The sequence below is a fragment of the Alishewanella sp. HH-ZS genome, assembly GCF_001704375.1.
GTDB lineage: Bacteria > Pseudomonadota > Gammaproteobacteria > Enterobacterales > Alteromonadaceae > Alishewanella > Alishewanella aestuarii.
The window spans coordinates 26,619-41,564 of the sequence record NZ_LZEJ01000012.1; the positions used below are offsets into that span (position 1 = coordinate 26,619).

At 51.2% G+C, this 14,946-nt stretch carries 14 protein-coding genes and 1 tRNA gene; 8 read left to right on the plus strand and 7 right to left on the minus strand.

Annotated elements, in window-relative coordinates; all coding sequences use genetic code 11:
* Nucleotides 1–39 precede the first annotated feature (39 nt).
* Genes A9165_RS06625 through folB form a run of 3 tightly spaced genes read right to left on the minus strand, consistent with a single transcriptional unit; the run spans nucleotide 40 to nucleotide 1,696 of the window.
* Nucleotides 40–843: an undecaprenyl-diphosphate phosphatase gene (locus tag A9165_RS06625; RefSeq protein WP_065955346.1), complete on the minus strand. Its 804-nt coding sequence runs from the start codon at nucleotides 841–843 to the stop codon at nucleotides 40–42.
* Between the two features lie 2 nt (nucleotides 844–845).
* The gene (gene folK / locus A9165_RS06630; RefSeq protein ID WP_008609198.1) at nucleotides 846–1,334 is read right to left on the minus strand and encodes a 2-amino-4-hydroxy-6-hydroxymethyldihydropteridine diphosphokinase; all 489 of its coding nucleotides are present in this window, start codon (nucleotides 1,332–1,334) and stop codon (nucleotides 846–848) included.
* Nucleotides 1,334–1,696 carry a dihydroneopterin aldolase gene (folB, locus tag A9165_RS06635; protein ID WP_065955347.1) on the minus strand — a complete coding sequence of 121 codons (363 nt, stop codon included), beginning with the start codon at nucleotides 1,694–1,696 and terminating at the stop codon, nucleotides 1,334–1,336. Before folB ends, folK begins: the two co-directional genes overlap by 1 nt.
* A 137-nt stretch (nucleotides 1,697–1,833) precedes the next feature.
* On the opposite strand from folB, the gene plsY reads away from it, so the two are divergent.
* Nucleotides 1,834–2,439, plus strand: coding sequence for a glycerol-3-phosphate 1-O-acyltransferase PlsY (plsY, locus tag A9165_RS06640; RefSeq protein ID WP_008609200.1), 606 nt, complete (start codon nucleotides 1,834–1,836; stop codon nucleotides 2,437–2,439).
* Nucleotides 2,440–2,470: 31 nt separating this feature from the next.
* On the opposite strand, the gene tsaD is transcribed toward plsY, so the two are convergent.
* Nucleotides 2,471–3,484 carry a tRNA (adenosine(37)-N6)-threonylcarbamoyltransferase complex transferase subunit TsaD gene (tsaD, locus tag A9165_RS06645; protein WP_065955348.1) on the minus strand — a complete coding sequence of 338 codons (1,014 nt, stop codon included), beginning with the start codon at nucleotides 3,482–3,484 and terminating at the stop codon, nucleotides 2,471–2,473.
* Between the two features lie 239 nt (nucleotides 3,485–3,723).
* Here tsaD and rpsU point away from each other — a divergent pair, with 239 nt between their 5' ends.
* The 4 genes from rpsU to A9165_RS06665 all read left to right on the plus strand — a co-directional run bounded on the left by rpsU (nucleotide 3,724) and on the right by A9165_RS06665 (nucleotide 7,979).
* Nucleotides 3,724–3,939, plus strand: coding sequence for a 30S ribosomal protein S21 (gene rpsU, locus A9165_RS06650; protein ID WP_008951050.1), 216 nt, complete (start codon nucleotides 3,724–3,726; stop codon nucleotides 3,937–3,939).
* A 119-nt stretch (nucleotides 3,940–4,058) separates the two neighbouring features.
* Nucleotides 4,059–5,813, plus strand: a complete 1,755-nt coding sequence (gene dnaG, locus A9165_RS06655) for a DNA primase (RefSeq protein ID WP_065955349.1) — start codon at nucleotides 4,059–4,061, stop codon at nucleotides 5,811–5,813.
* Nucleotides 5,814–5,898: 85 nt separating this feature from the next.
* Nucleotides 5,899–7,749, plus strand: a complete 1,851-nt coding sequence (rpoD, locus tag A9165_RS06660; RefSeq protein WP_065955350.1) for an RNA polymerase sigma factor RpoD — start codon at nucleotides 5,899–5,901, stop codon at nucleotides 7,747–7,749.
* A gap of 153 nt (nucleotides 7,750–7,902) precedes the next feature.
* Nucleotides 7,903–7,979: transfer RNA gene (locus A9165_RS06665), tRNA-Ile, on the plus strand.
* A 190-nt stretch (nucleotides 7,980–8,169) separates the two neighbouring features.
* Here the strand turns inward: A9165_RS06665 and A9165_RS06670 are convergent.
* Together A9165_RS06670 and A9165_RS06675 are read right to left on the minus strand one after the other, a co-directional pair.
* Nucleotides 8,170–9,249 carry a Fic family protein gene (locus A9165_RS06670; RefSeq protein ID WP_065955351.1) on the minus strand — a complete coding sequence of 360 codons (1,080 nt, stop codon included), beginning with the start codon at nucleotides 9,247–9,249 and terminating at the stop codon, nucleotides 8,170–8,172.
* 232 nt (nucleotides 9,250–9,481) lie between these two features.
* Nucleotides 9,482–10,177: a hypothetical protein gene (locus tag A9165_RS06675; RefSeq protein ID WP_065955352.1), complete on the minus strand. Its 696-nt coding sequence runs from the start codon at nucleotides 10,175–10,177 to the stop codon at nucleotides 9,482–9,484.
* A 266-nt stretch (nucleotides 10,178–10,443) separates the two neighbouring features.
* Between A9165_RS06675 and A9165_RS06680 the strand changes: the two genes are divergently transcribed.
* The 3 genes from A9165_RS06680 to A9165_RS06690 all read left to right on the plus strand — a co-directional run bounded on the left by A9165_RS06680 (nucleotide 10,444) and on the right by A9165_RS06690 (nucleotide 13,382).
* Entirely contained in the window at nucleotides 10,444–10,863 is a 420-nt protein-coding gene (locus tag A9165_RS06680) for a hypothetical protein (protein ID WP_065955353.1), read from the plus strand.
* A 3-nt stretch (nucleotides 10,864–10,866) separates the two neighbouring features.
* A complete protein-coding gene (locus A9165_RS06685) occupies nucleotides 10,867–11,175 on the plus strand; it encodes a helix-turn-helix domain-containing protein (RefSeq protein ID WP_065955354.1) in 309 nt (102 codons plus the stop codon).
* 128 nt (nucleotides 11,176–11,303) lie between these two features.
* The gene (locus tag A9165_RS06690) at nucleotides 11,304–13,382 is read left to right on the plus strand and encodes a S9 family peptidase (RefSeq protein WP_065955355.1); all 2,079 of its coding nucleotides are present in this window, start codon (nucleotides 11,304–11,306) and stop codon (nucleotides 13,380–13,382) included.
* A gap of 1 nt (nucleotide 13,383) precedes the next feature.
* On the opposite strand, the gene A9165_RS06695 is transcribed toward A9165_RS06690, so the two are convergent.
* Entirely contained in the window at nucleotides 13,384–14,889 is a 1,506-nt protein-coding gene (locus A9165_RS06695) for a sensor domain-containing diguanylate cyclase (RefSeq protein ID WP_065955356.1), read from the minus strand.
* Between the last annotated feature and the right edge of the window lie 57 nt (nucleotides 14,890–14,946).

Genomic DNA, 14,946 nt, shown 5'->3' on the forward strand with positions numbered 1-14,946 from the left:
TTAATGCAAAGGCATCTCCGCCTTCAAAACCTGATGCCGTTAATGAAAGAAGGTTAAAAACACCAGCAAACCAGCACCTAACAACAGCCGGTAAATAACAAAGGGTAGCATCCCCATCCGGCTGATAATTTTTAAGGAGAAGTGGATACAAATCAGGGCACTGATAAAGGATAAACCCAGGCCAGCAGCCAGCGCGGGTAAATCATAGGCTTGTGGCTCTTTTAATAGCTTACTGGCCTGATAACCACCAATCAGTACAATAATCGGGATCGACAATAAAAACGAGAAACGGGCGGCGCTGGCTCGATCCAGCCCCAGCATCAAGCCTGCGGTCATGGTAATCCCTGAGCGTGAGGTGCCCGGGATCAGCGAAATGGCCTGGGCAACGCCAATAATCAACACCTGGCGCCAGCCCATCTTTTCCATCACAGTATGTTGTTTGGCAGTGGCATCGGCATACCAAAGTAAGGAGCCGAAGATCAGGGTGGTAATGGCAATCACCCAGGGCGAGCGCAAATAGGTTTCAATGGCGCTGGCAAAAATCAGCCCGGCCAAACCTGCCGGTATAGTGGCAGCGATAACCATCCAGGCTAGTGTGCCATAAGTGCTTTGTTTACCGCGGCAGGAATTGACCCAGCCTACAGTAAGTTGGCCGATATCCTGTCGAAAATACAACATCACCGCCAATAAGGTGCCGACATGCACCGCGACATCAAAAGCAATGCCCTGATCTTCCCAGCCGAAAATGGCGGACGGCAGAATCAAATGGGCGGAGGAAGAAATAGGTAAAAATTCGGTAATACCCTGAATAATCGACAGGATAATCACTTCAAGCATGCTCAAGATTAGTCACTCCATGAAAAATCAATTGGCCAGAGTTTCTGGGGTTTGTTGTAGTTTTGCCACAAAGTCGCGTAGCTTAGTTGGGTTAACGGATGAATTTGTTCCGCGGCAATTTCGGCCAACGGCCAGAGTACAAACGCATTTTCGGTTATCTCACCACGGGGCAGCTCAACCGGCTGCTGACACACCAGCTGATCGTAGGTTAGTAAATCCAGATCCAGAGTGCGACCACAAAATTTTTCCGCACCGCGCACCCGGCCAAACTGATCTTCAATTTCTTTTAACAGCGTGACGCACTCGGTCAGACTCAGCGTCGTTTCGACACCGACCACCAGATTATAAAAAGGGTCGCCGTTAAAACCGACCGCTTCGCTTTCATACACTGAGGATAGGGTCAAAGCACCAAAATGTTCGGCCAGTTTACGTACACCAGCGCGCACGTAGTGCTCCCGGTCGATATTCGAGCCGACGCTAATATAAATCAACGCCATTAGCTTAGCGCCTCGCGGCTACGCTGAATGCTGACACCAACGGTTTGCGCCGCAGGCACAGCACCCGGCTTGTACACTGTGACTTTAACATCCTGGGTCGCAAACTCGCTGAGCAGCAGCTGGGCAACCCGCTCGGCCACAGTTTCGATCAGTTCAAGCGGTTGCGCAGTAATCAACGTCACCACCCGTTCACTAATCACCGCATAGTCCAGCGTGTGGCGCAGTTCGTCACTGTGTCCGGCCAGGCTCAGATCATAACTGAGTTCCAGATCCAGCAATAAGCGCTGCTTGATCTGTTTTTCCCAGTCGTAAACGCCAATCACCGTATCAACGGCAAGTTGCTTGATAAAAACGATATCCATCCGGTGAATTCCGCATTGCGTTATTTTTCGTTTCAGGTAGGCTGGTCGGATAGGTGAAATGCAGGAACACCCGTATTCTGCTGCCCGAATAAACTGTCGTCATAGTATCGCAAAAATGGGTGCTGAGGAACCACGGAATGACCCTGCTGATCCTGATCATGATGTTAGCTGCTTACCTGCTGGGTTCGATTTCGTCGGCCGTGCTGGTGTGTCAGTTATTTCGTCTGCCGGATCCGCGCTTTCATGGCTCAGGTAATCCCGGCACCACCAATGTGCTGCGCCTGGGTGGTAAATTGCCAGCGGTATTGGTGCTGGTCTTCGATATCCTGAAAGGCACTATCCCGGTCTGGGGCTCATACTTTCTGAAAATTGAACCACTGTGGTTGGGGATTATTGCGATTTGCGCCTGCCTGGGGCATATCTATCCATTATTTTTTGGCTTTAAAGGCGGCAAAGCCGTGGCCACTGCCTTTGGCGCCATGATGCCGATTGGACTGGATCTGGCGGGCTTGCTGATTGGTACCTGGCTGCTGGTAGTATTACTGACCGGTTATTCGTCGCTCGGTGCGCTGATCACCGTCGCGCTGGCGCCGCTCTTCACCTGGTGGATCAAACCACTCTATACCTTGCCGGTACTGATGCTAAGTATCCTGATTATTGCCCGTCATCATGAAAATATCCGCCGACTCTACCGCCGGCAGGAAAGTAAGATTTGGGATAAATCCAAGCGGGTACGCGAATAACCCGCTTGCGACCGTTTCCATAAGTGCCGCGTTAAATCGCTGGCAGCTGCTCCAGTGGCCAGCGTGGCGTAACACCAATCGATAAATCCTGTTGCTGCCCGGCTTTTAAACGCTGGTAACCGGCAAAGGCAATCATAGCGCCGTTATCGGTGCAAAATTCCTTACGTGGATAATACACTTCCCCTTTCAGGCTTTGCATTAATGCCGCCAGTTGCTGGCGTAGTGATTCATTAGCACTAACACCACCGGCAATTACCAGCCGCTTGTAGCCGGTTTGCTCCAAAGCGCGGCGGCATTTAATCAGCAAAGTATCCACCACTGCCTGCTGAAAAGAGGCGGCGATATCAGCCTGCACCTGTGCCGAGTTGCCTTCTTTTTGAATCACCATCGAGGCCGCGGTTTTTAAGCCGCTAAAGCTAAAATCCAGCCCGGGACGATCGGTCATCGGCCGCGGAAAGCTGTACTTTTTCGCATCGCCCTGCGTGGCAAGTTTCGCCAGTAAAGGCCCGCCTGGATAATCCAGCCCCATCAGCTTGGCCGTTTTATCAAAGGCTTCACCGGCGGCATCATCTATCGACTCCCCCAATAACTGATACTGACCGATACCTTTCACCGCCACCAGCTGGGTATGGCCGCCTGAGACCAGCAACGCCAGAAACGGAAACTGTGGCGATTTTTCTTCCAGCATCGGCGCCAACAAATGGCCTTCCATATGATGTACCGCCAGTGCCGGTTTTTGCCAGGCAAAGGCTAAACTACGGCCCAAGGTTGCCCCGACCAGTAACGCACCCGCCAGGCCGGGGCCGGCGGTGTAGGCGACGCCATCGATATCGGCAGCGGTTAAACCGGCTTCACTGAGCGCCTGCTTGATCAGTGGCAGGGTTTTACGGACGTGATCGCGAGACGCCAGTTCAGGCACCACGCCGCCATAATCGGCATGTAGCGGGATTTGGCTATACAATACATGGCTAAGCAGGCCGCGCTCACCATCGTAGATGGCAATGCCGGTTTCATCACAGGACGTTTCTATTCCCAGTACTCGCATGTATTAAACCTCAATTTCGGGCGTTAAAGCGGGAAAAAGATCGCTAAGTGCAGCACACTTCGCTATACTCCTCGCCCTTAAAAACGTGCATTGTAGCGGCTTGGCGCCCTGGTCGCCAGAGGATCTGATTTAAGATCGCACAAGCGCTTTACTTTAGTGGTGCTTTTTGCGTAGAATACCGCACCATTTTTAATCGTATTGGTTAACGAAAACCAGTTTTGGCCTGAGGTGAGAATTTAATGCCTGTAGTTAAAGTAAAAGAGAACGAACCGTTTGACGTAGCCCTGCGTCGCTTCAAGCGCTCATGTGAAAAAGCCGGCGTTTTAGCTGACGTACGTGCAAAAGAGTTCTACGAAAAACCAACGTGGATCCGCAAGCGCAAGAAAGCTGCTGCTGTTAAGCGTCACGCGAAGAAAATGTCTCGCGAAAACGCACGTCGTATCCGCCTGTACTAAGTTACAGCTGCCGGATAACGGTGCAGGGCTCACCAGCCCTGGTTTAAATGCTTTATCTGCACACCGTGTTCTATGAACACGGTTTGTCTTTTTCTAAGACCCGAATAAAAAGGACAACAGTGGCAGGACAAATTCCCCGTCAATTTATCGATGAGCTACTGGCCCGCACGGACATAGTAGAACTGATTGATAAGCGCGTACCGCTTAAAAAAGCCGGTAGCCGCAATTACACGGCCTGCTGCCCTTTTCATAACGAAAAATCTCCGTCTTTTACTGTCAGCCCGGATAAGCAGTTTTACCATTGCTTTGGCTGCGGCGCACATGGCAATGCCATCAGCTTTATGATGGAATTTGAGCAGTTGGAATTTGTTGAAGCCATTGAAGAGCTGGCTAAAGATCTGCATCTGGAAGTGCCACGCGAAAAAGGCCAATTTAATAACAGACCACAAGCCCAGGCTGATGACTACACGCTAATGCAACAAGCGGCCAGTTATTATCAGCAGCAACTGCAGCAACATCCGAAAGCCGCAGAGGTGCAGGCCTATCTGACCAAACGCGGCCTGAGTGCGCAGAGTATTACCGACTACCAGCTGGGTTACGCGCCAGAGAGCTGGGATGGGCTGCTGAAGCATTTTAACGCCAACAGTAAAGCCAAACGCGACCAGCTCTACGATTTAAAACTGATTAGCCGCAACGACAACGGCCGCGAGTTTGATTTTTTCCGTGATCGCTTGATGTTCCCCATTCGCGACAAGCGCGGCCGGGTGATTGCTTTTGGTGGCCGGGTACTGGGTGATGGTCAGCCTAAATACCTGAACTCACCGGAAACCCGGCTATTTCACAAGGGCCGTGAGCTGTATGGCCTGTATGAAGCGCGGCAGCAACCGGGCCATCTGGAACGGTTACTGGTGGTCGAAGGCTATATGGATGTAGTGGCATTAGCGGAACACGATATCCGCTTTGCGGTGGCCTGCTTGGGCACCGCCACGACCTCAGATCATTTTCATACGCTGTTTCGCTATACCAGCCAAGTGATTTGCTGCTACGACGGTGACCGCGCCGGTCGTGATGCCGCCTGGCGCGCGCTGCAAAATGCCCTGCCACAGCTCAAAGACGGTGTGGAGCTAAAATTTGTATTTTTACCCGATGGTGAAGACCCGGACTCGCTGGTGCAAAAAGAAGGCAAAGCCGCCTTTTTAGCACGGTTGGCACAAGCAAGGCCTCTCAGCCAATATTTATTTGAGCATTTACTGGCTGAAAGCGACCCCAACTCCGATGCCGGTAAAACCGCGCTGGCGGCTAAGGCTACGGAGCTGATCCGACAGGTACCGGGCACCTACTATCAGGAACAGCTGAGCAGCAAGCTGGATAATTTACTCGGCCGCCAAAGTGCCCGCACAACCAAAGCTCAGGCCAAAGCACGGCCAACGGCACCATCGACCACGCTAAAAATAACCCCAATGCGCCGGGCTATTGCCCTGTTGCTGCAAAATCCGGGCTTAGTGCAGGTCATGCCGGATGCCCCCGAGCTGGCCGACGCCGCCTTGCCGGGCATCAATTTATTGCTGAGCCTGCAACAGCATATTCTGACGAAACCCGGGGTTACCACAGCACAATTACTGGAATACTGGAGAGATCTGCCAGAGCATACCATACTGTTAAAGTTAGCAAGTTGGGAACATCAAATCGCGCCCGAGCAGCTGACGCAGGACTTCCTCGATACCTTTCATTCGATTGAGGATTTATATCTGCAACAACGGCTGGAAGCGCTGGAACGAAAAGACAAGTTACAACAACTGACAAAAACCGAGTGGCAGGAATATCATTTGCTGCTGCAAGCGCTGAAAAGCAAAAAACCGCGTCCGGTGAGTTAACGGCGGCTGGCTAGAAAAGCCCCGCTTTGTTATAATCGCTAGTTCGCATTTTTAGATTAACAACTTTGGTGGAAGATAAGTCTCTATGGAGCAAAGTCCTCAGTCGCAGTTAAAACTCCTGATCCTGAAAGGTAAAGAGCAAGGGTATCTGACCTTTGCCGAAGTGAACGATCACCTTCCACAAGACATTATCGACTCTGATCAGATCGAAGATATTATTCGCATGATCAACGATATGGGCATTCAGGTATTTGAAAGTGCCCCAGACGCTGATGATCTGATTATGTCTGATGCCACCGCCGATGAAGACGCGGTAGAAGAAGCGGCTCAGGCCCTGGTTAGCGTAGACAAAGAGCTGGGTCGTACTACCGATCCGGTACGGATGTATATGCGGGAAATGGGTACCGTGGAACTACTGACCCGCGAAGGCGAGATTGATATCGCCAAGCGGATCGAAGACGGTATCAACCAGGTGCAAACCTCAGTCGCCGAATATCCGGAAGCCATTACTTACCTGCTGGAACAGTGGGACAAGTACGAAGCAGAAGAAATCCGCTTAAGCGATATCGTGTCTGCTTTCGTTGACCCGAATGAAGTCGATGATGCCCCGGTAATGGGTAGCAATATCGGCTCCGACTTACCGGAAGAACATCAGGACGACAGTTCTGATACTGACGATGACAGCGACGAAGACGGCGATGCCGACAGTGATGACGGCGACAGCGGCCCGGATCCGGAGCTGGCAAAACAAAAATTTGCCGAGCTGCGTACCCAGTACGAGGTGACCCGCAATTCGATCGTGCAAAACGGTCGTGAGCATCCCACTACCAAAACCGAAATTGAAAAGCTAAGCGAAGTCTTCCGCTGCTTCCGCCTGGTACCTAAGCAATTCGACCGCCTGGTTAAAAACATGCGTGAGATGATGGACCGGGTGCGGGTGCAGGAACGGCTGGTAATGAAACACGCCGTTGAATACGCCAAGATGCCGAAGAAAAACTTCGTTAAAGCCTTTACCGGCCACGAAACTTCAACTGCCTGGGTTGATGCCGAAATCAGTGGCAACAAACCCTATTCAGCAAAACTGGCCGAAGCCAAAGACGAATTATTCCGCTGTATTGAAAAGCTGAAAAAGATCGAAGAAGAAACTGGCCTGAGTATCTTTAAAATTAAAGATATCAACCGCAGGATGTCGATTGGTGAAGCTAAAGCCCGCCGCGCCAAGAAAGAAATGGTAGAGGCGAACTTGCGTCTGGTGATCTCGATTGCCAAAAAGTACACCAACCGCGGCTTGCAGTTCCTGGACTTAATTCAGGAAGGTAATATCGGCCTGATGAAAGCGGTAGATAAGTTCGAATACCGCCGTGGCTATAAGTTTTCAACTTATGCGACCTGGTGGATCCGCCAGGCGATTACGCGCTCTATCGCTGACCAGGCGCGGACTATCCGCATCCCGGTGCATATGATTGAAACCATCAACAAGCTGAACCGTATTTCACGGCAAATGCTGCAAGAGATGGGCCGCGAGCCGTCACCAGAGGAATTATCAGAACGGATGCAAATGCCGGAAGATAAGATCCGTAAGGTACTGAAGATCGCCAAAGAGCCGATTTCAATGGAAACGCCGATTGGTGATGATGAAGATTCGCATCTGGGCGACTTTATCGAAGACTCCAGCGGTGAATCACCACTGGACTCTGCGACCATGGAAAGCCTGAAAAACGCCACTAACGAAGTACTAGCCGGCTTAACCGCCCGCGAAGCCAAGGTACTGCGGATGCGTTTTGGTATTGATATGAATACCGACCATACCCTGGAAGAAGTGGGCAAACAGTTTGACGTAACGCGTGAGCGGATCCGGCAAATTGAAGCCAAGGCCCTGCGTAAGCTGCGCCACCCTTCACGCTCTGAAGTGCTAAAAAGCTTCCTGGACGAGTAATTACAGTTCTGTCCGCTAGAAACCAAAGGCGCTATTTAGCGCCTTTGGTGTTTTAAGCGTTATCAGCGTAAAAAAGCAGCAACCAATTGAAGTTAGTGTCAGAAGCCGGATGACAAAGTTAGTAAAAGTTTTTATACTGCCTCGCGTTTGCATGGCCCCATAGCTCAGTTGGTTAGAGCACTCGACTCATAATCGATCGGTCGCTGGTTCGAGTCCAGCTGGGGCCACCATCTCCCCTGATTTACTTCAGAAAAATCAATAGCGTAAAAGCTTTATAACTTTGCTGTCGCGCCCTCTGTCATGGCTTTATAGGCTAACTTAAACTTACACTGAGCTCTAGTAATGCGTTCTTTACCGTTATCACTTTAATGTGATTTCTGCATTCATCTTCATAAGGCTTCTGGCAATTGGCAATCCGTTTTAGCCGTGCGCTGTTAATAGCTCACACAATGGCTGGTTAATATAGTAATTGCCACGGCCTATTTTTTGTTTCTGTAAAAACCCATGCTCAACCAGCAACTCCAGATACTTCGTCGCCGTAATACGGCTCACACTTAACTCCTCCACCAGAAATTCGATCTTGGTATAAGGATGAGAAAACAGATTATTTAATAGCCCCTGGCGATAAATTTTCGGTAGCTGCTCGCGCAACCGGTGTTTTACATCTTGCATCAAGATTTTGATATTGGTGATCAGGTTGATGGTATCTTGAGCAGTTACCGTAATACCGTCCAGCATATACAACAGCCAAGGCTCCCAGTTACCTGTTTCACGCACCTGCTGCAATTGTATGTAGTAATCAGCTTTATGCGTAATAATAAAACGGCTTAAATACAATACCGGCAGGTTGAGTAAGCCTTTCGCCACCAAGTACAGAATATTGATAATGCGCCCGGTACGGCCATTGCCATCGTAAAACGGGTGAATACTTTCAAACTGATGGTGGATCAGTGCCATCTTAACCAGTGGATCCGCGTCACAAAGGCTATCGTCATTGATATACTGCACTAAGTTAGCCATAAGCTGGCTGATCTCATTAGCATGTTGTGGCGGTGTATACACTACTTCACCGGTACGGGCATTTTTTAGTGCTGTGCCGGGTAAACGGCGTAAACCCGCCTGATTATGCTCTAACTGTTGCTGTACGGCTAAAATATCATCCAGCCGGATTAAGCCAGTTTGCCTGACGGTAACAAAAGCTTGTTTCAGTGCGAAAGCATAGTCTTGCACTTCTTTGGTTGCCGGATTGGTTAACGCTTCTTCAAACAAGTTGGCTTTGTAAAGCTCATCATGGGTGGTGACAATATTCTCCACCTCCGAGCTGTCTTTCGCTTCTTGCAAGGCGAGAGTGTTAATTAAGATGGCTTCATTCGGGATACTGGCAGCTACCCCTTTAAGCTCTGCCAGATAACGATGGGCTTCAGCCGCTTTTTTCAGCACATTGCGGGTTTCCCAAATAGCTATATCTGCCAGTGGTAACTGAGGTAAGTTATTATGCATAGAAAATCGCTTTTTCTAATCTTGTGGTGAGCAATATACATAGAAAAACGCAAAACTTATACATAACGTAATCTAAATGTATAAAAAATAGAAGAAGCTATACATAAATTTCGATAGCAACGGCTTCAAGCATATTGCTCCCTCACATAGCCTCGCTTAACTCCGAAAGCACCTGGTCCAACGAGCTTACGCACAAAAAACCACTTGGCGAATCTCAAACCTAATTTTTACTCTACAACCGCTGCACACCAAACCGAACCTGCACCCCAACCTGGCGATATAAGCCTGTTAAATACTGCTGCAATGACTGGGCTAAATCGTCCTGTGGGCAATCGCACCATAACAAAAAGTGCGGCGGCATAACGCTGCGCTCTTGTTGTGATGGCGGGTTACAATCACTGCGGATCACAAAGTTAGCTGATCCGGGTAAGGTCAGCCGGCTTGGGATTATGCCGCGAACAGTGATCTGCCGGCTCAGATATTGGATCTGGGTACTTTCATCGGCCTGGCCGCTAAATTGCTCAGTAAAGTCATCGATCTGCATTGGCAAGCGTTGCTGTGGCAAGCCCAGCTGCTGCAGTAAAGCGTAGCTGAGCCAAAGATCATTATTGCCTGTTGGACCCAACCATTCAGGCTGGAAAATAAAACTTTGCAGCTCAAAACAGTACTGTATTACCAACACCGGCTGCATACCAGTGCCCTGTAATTGCAACAGCTGACTATCAAAGCTGGTGACTGCCCGATTACGGATATCGAGGCTGAGAAAGGCCTGTAATTGCTGCGCTGACGGTAACGGTGACGCAGCATCTTTCCCGGCAGCTACCGCAGTAGCCGTTTGTGGTGTTACCAGCCAGAGTTGCCCGGCAGCCATAGCCTGCGCGCCGTAAAGCAAGGCACTGAACAGTAAACAAGCGATAAGGTTACGCATCAGAACTCTCCCGCGTTGAGCTGGTAACAGGTCCGCAAATATCAGCGAAACCGCTACTAATTTGTACAGACAAGCAAAGCCTAGTCAGGCAAGGGTGCCTTTACCAGCATCCAGATCAAAGTTTCAGCATTTTTCTATAAAGTATTGAAAAGCTAAAACTGTCGTCTTACTGTCAGCTGACAGTAGGCGGACTGGCAGGGTATTGTCGTCACGCTTGTCAGGTCCGGCACACTGTAATAGGGGTAGACCAACCGAGGAGAAAGATGATGACTAACCAAACCGACGCTACCCTGAGTTTTTTTGACTATGGCGACCACACTATTAAAGTCATGTGCTCAATGAGCAGTGGCAAAGAACAGGTTTATGTCGATGAACAGCTGGTATCGGAAAAACGCAGTTTTCGCTATCACTCAACTCACCAGTTTGAGCTTGATGGCAAAAAAGCCGAGATCCGGGTTAAAGTTGCCAGCATTTTTAAAGGGCCCTACTACATCGAGTTTTCGGTCGATGGCAAAACCATTGATAGTGACGAATGGGATCTGGCCCGGATGCTGGCGCACCTGAAACAACTACGGCAACAGCAGCCGTTGTGGCAGCGTCTTGGTGTATATTTTATGTTCGGTTTACTGGGCGGTGCCTGCGGTGCCCTGATTGGCTACAGCCTGGCTATCTGGTTTAAGGGGTAAGCTATGCAACTGAATCCACAGCTTATCCGGCAGCTTAGAACCGAAAAAGGTTGGACCCAGCAACAACTGGCCGAAATTTGCGCCCTAAGCCTCAGAACCATTCAGCGGGTGGAAGTACATGGCATTGCTTCACTGGAAACCAGTAAAGCCCTGGCCGCCGCCTTTGCGTTAGACCGACAACAATTAACATTACAAACAAACGCTGAGCCGGCAGCAGATGCCCGTGGCGGTGTGCCGCTTTGGGTGCCTGCCGTAACCTTTCTGGCAGGTGTTTTGTGTGGCGGCGTATTACTGCTGCAGTTTACGCCCTGAGCCACTGACCTAGCGCAGGGCGCCCGCCCTGCGATGGTCCTGAAATTTATGAGCTTTGCCGGATTTTTAGTGGCAGAGCGCGCCGGAACAGGTAAGGTACAGGCAACAATCATTGCTATTGAGGTTCTATGAAACTGTTTCCCCTGGCCGGTCTGGTGACGGCCCTTAGCATCATTCCTGCCCTGGCAGTTAACCCAGCCGCGGCCAATACCACTAACAATGCAGCGACTTCAGAGCTCACGCCACTGCAGGCCGAAGATATTTTCCGTCTGGCCGGTGCCAGCGATGTACAGATTTCCGCCGATGGTAAACGGATTGTCTATGTGCGCCAGCAGAATAATATTATGACTGACCGCACTGAAAGCAGCTTGTGGCTGCTGGATCTGGCAACCGGTGCCCATTACCCGTTGTTTGCCGACAAGTTCAACTATAGCCAGCCACGCTGGGCACCGGATAATAACCGAATTGCCTTTGTGTCAGACCGTGATGGCAGCAGCCAGATCCAGGTACACTGGTTAAACGAACAAAAAACTGCGGCGATCAGCCAGCTGCAAGTTCGGCCCAGTCAGCTCAGCTGGTCGCCGGACGGACAGCAACTGGCGTTTCTGGCTGAGGTGGCCGCACCGGCAACCGACTTTGCCAAAAGCGTCTATCAACCGCGCAAGCCGGCTAACGCAAACTGGTCAGCCAGCCCAATAGTGGTTGAACGTACCTACTATCAGGCCGATGGCCGCGGCGTAATGCGCTCAGCTTATGCACAAGTCTTTGTGGTTCCGGCGTCAGGCGGTGTCGAACAGCAACTGACCAGCGGCCCTTACCAGCATAGCGGGCCATTGGCCTGGACGGCGGATAGCAAAGCGCTGATTTTCCCGGCCAACCGCCACCCGGATTGGGAGCTGCAAAGCCGGCAAGCCGATTTGTATCAGGTAGATGTGCATAGCCGGCAGCTTAATCAGTTAACCCGTTTAGACGGGGAAGAAGCTGAGCCGAGCCTGTCACCCGATGGCAAAACTCTGGCCTTTACCTATACCCGTCCGGATGCGGTCTCTTATGTAAATAGCAAACTGAAGTTGCTGGATCTGCGCTCAGGCGAGATCCGGATGCTGGCAGCGGAACTGGATCGCAGCGTCGAAAGCCCAAGCTGGGTGAATAATTCGACGCTGACCTTTCAGTACACCGATCGTGGTCAAACCAAGGTTGCGCAAATTAGCACCCGCGATCGGATGACCGATCTGGTGGCCGATTTAGGCGGCACCAGTTGGGGCCGGCCTTATCTGAGCGGCATGTATAGTGTGGCCGCAAACGGCACTGTCGCCTATACCCAGGGTAGCAGCCAGCGCCCGGCTGAAGTGGCAGTTTTTAGCAATGGCCGCAGCCGCACGCTAACGGATCTAAATGGCGGTTTATTATCGCAGCGTAAGCTGGGCCAGGTACAGGAACTGCGTTATACCTCTGCTGCCAGTAACGAAGAAATTCAGGCCTGGTATATTACGCCGCCTGATTTCGATCCCAGCAAAAAATATCCGCTGATCCTGGAAATTCATGGTGGACCACATCTGGCCTATGGTCCGCAGTTTGCGGCTGAACTGCAACGCTATGCCGCAGCAGGCTATGTGGTGCTGTATAACAACTACCGTGGTAGCACCAGCTATGGTGAGCGTTTTGCCATGTTACTGCACTACAACTACGCGTCAGAGCATGATTTTCAGGATCATATGTCGGGGGTTGATGCCATGCTGGCCAAAGGCTTTATTGACGAGAACAACCTCTTTATTGCCGGTGGCTCTGCCGGAGGGATCGGCACCCTTTATGCGGTAGGCCTGACCAACCGCTTTAATGCCGCCGCAGCGACAAACCCAGTGGTGAACTGGACCTCGAAGGTGCTATCCGCCGACAGCTATGTCGGTCAGATCCGCAATCAGTTCCCCGGTATGCCCTGGGATCAGCAGGCGCACTACTGGCAGCGCTCGCCGTTATCGCTGGTTGCCAATGTCAGTACGCCGGTACTGCTCTTTACCGGTGAGCAAGACCGCCGCACGCCAATGGCCGATACCGAGCAGTACTATCAGGCGTTACGGCTGCGACAAATCGATAGTGTGATGGTGCGGGTACCGGATGCCAGCCATGGCGTGACCAACCGGCCATCCTGGATGATTGCCAAAATTGAGCATGCACTGGCCTGGTTTAAGCGCTATCAGAAAGACTAACCTAGCTTAACAACTGCGGCGCTGGCATTGCCCGGCGCCGCTGCTTATCCTGATACATCGCCACATCGGCCAGACTAAGCAGCAAATCAATATCCTGGCTATCACCACTATGCCAGCTTACCGCTCCCAGGCTGGGGCCATGATACAGTAGCTTAAAGTCACCCAGCGAAAATACCCCACTGCAACATTGCCGGATCCGGTTAATAATCAGCTCACTTTGCTCGGTTGAAATCTCCGGTGCCTGACACAGCAACACAAACTCATCGCCTCCCTGACGGGCGACAAAATCCCCTTTGCGCAGAACCTGTTGTAAGCGCTGGGCAATTTGCCGTAAGAACTCATCCCCGGTTTCATGACCGAACTGGTCGTTAATCAGCTTAAATTTATCCAAATCGACGAAGATCAGATAAAAACCCAGTTGTTGCCGGACACCTCTGGCGATCAGCCGTTCCAACTCTTCCAGTAGATAGCAACGGTTCGGTAAACCCGTTAAGGCATCATGCCGGGCGTGGTAAGTAAGTTGCTGGTTTGCATCCAGTAACATGCTGTGCTCATCCAATCTGGCGGCCAGCAGGGATAAAGAATTACTGATGCCGGAAAGAATTAATAATTGCTCAGAGCAGCCACTATCCGCCAGTTGTAAGGCCAGCAAACCGGCAACCGGCTGTTGCCCAACAAAGATATTAATCAGATAAGCCGGGGCATCTAACAGTTCAGGCGGGCGAAACTCCGGGTTGAGGGGAACAACATTGCGGCAACGATCCTCTGCGCTCAGCGTAGCAAGCCACTGCGCCAGCGCTTGCTGCAGTGCCTGTTGTGCCGGATCTAACAGCAGTAACTGTTGCTGAGGCGTTTCAAAGGGCAGTAGTTGCTGCCACTCTCCACTTCGCTGCATCACCTGGGCAACTTGCATCACCGCGAGGCTAAGGGATTGGGCGGCAACGCAAATTTCACTAACGGCGGCCAGCAGGCGCAGTTTACCAAGCTCACGCTCGGCGGCGCTGGCCCTAGCTAAGGCAGCATACTGTAATTTATCCCTGGTCCATTGCACACTAACCAATTCGGCACACAGCTGCAGCACCTGCAACACCTCATCCGGGTTGTCCAGCTGAACCTGCTGCGAACTGGCGCCACATAGGGTTCCGCACACCTCGCCACGGGTATCCAGTACCGGCACGCTGAGGTAAGTTTGCAATCCTAATGCTTTGGCTGCGGCAGAGTCTGGCCAGATGTTTGGCACATCATTGGTGATAAAGCGCCCACTTTGCAGCGCTCTTTTACACAGCGTATCGTGCCAGGGCACTTCCAGGCCTTCGGTCAGCTGTAACTGCCCCGCATTTAAAACATATTCAACACGCTGCATGCCAGCATCAACATTAATACTGGTCAGGTAGGTCGACTCCAGGCCGGTTAGCTGCTGAATAAGCCGTAATATCGGCCGGGTTAACTCTTCAACGGTATTAGCGCTGGCAACAAAGCCGGCTAACTGCTTTAACTGTGCGTCCATTGACACCCCATATCGCTACTAATCGGATTAGTTATTAGTGTAGTAGAGCGCCACGCC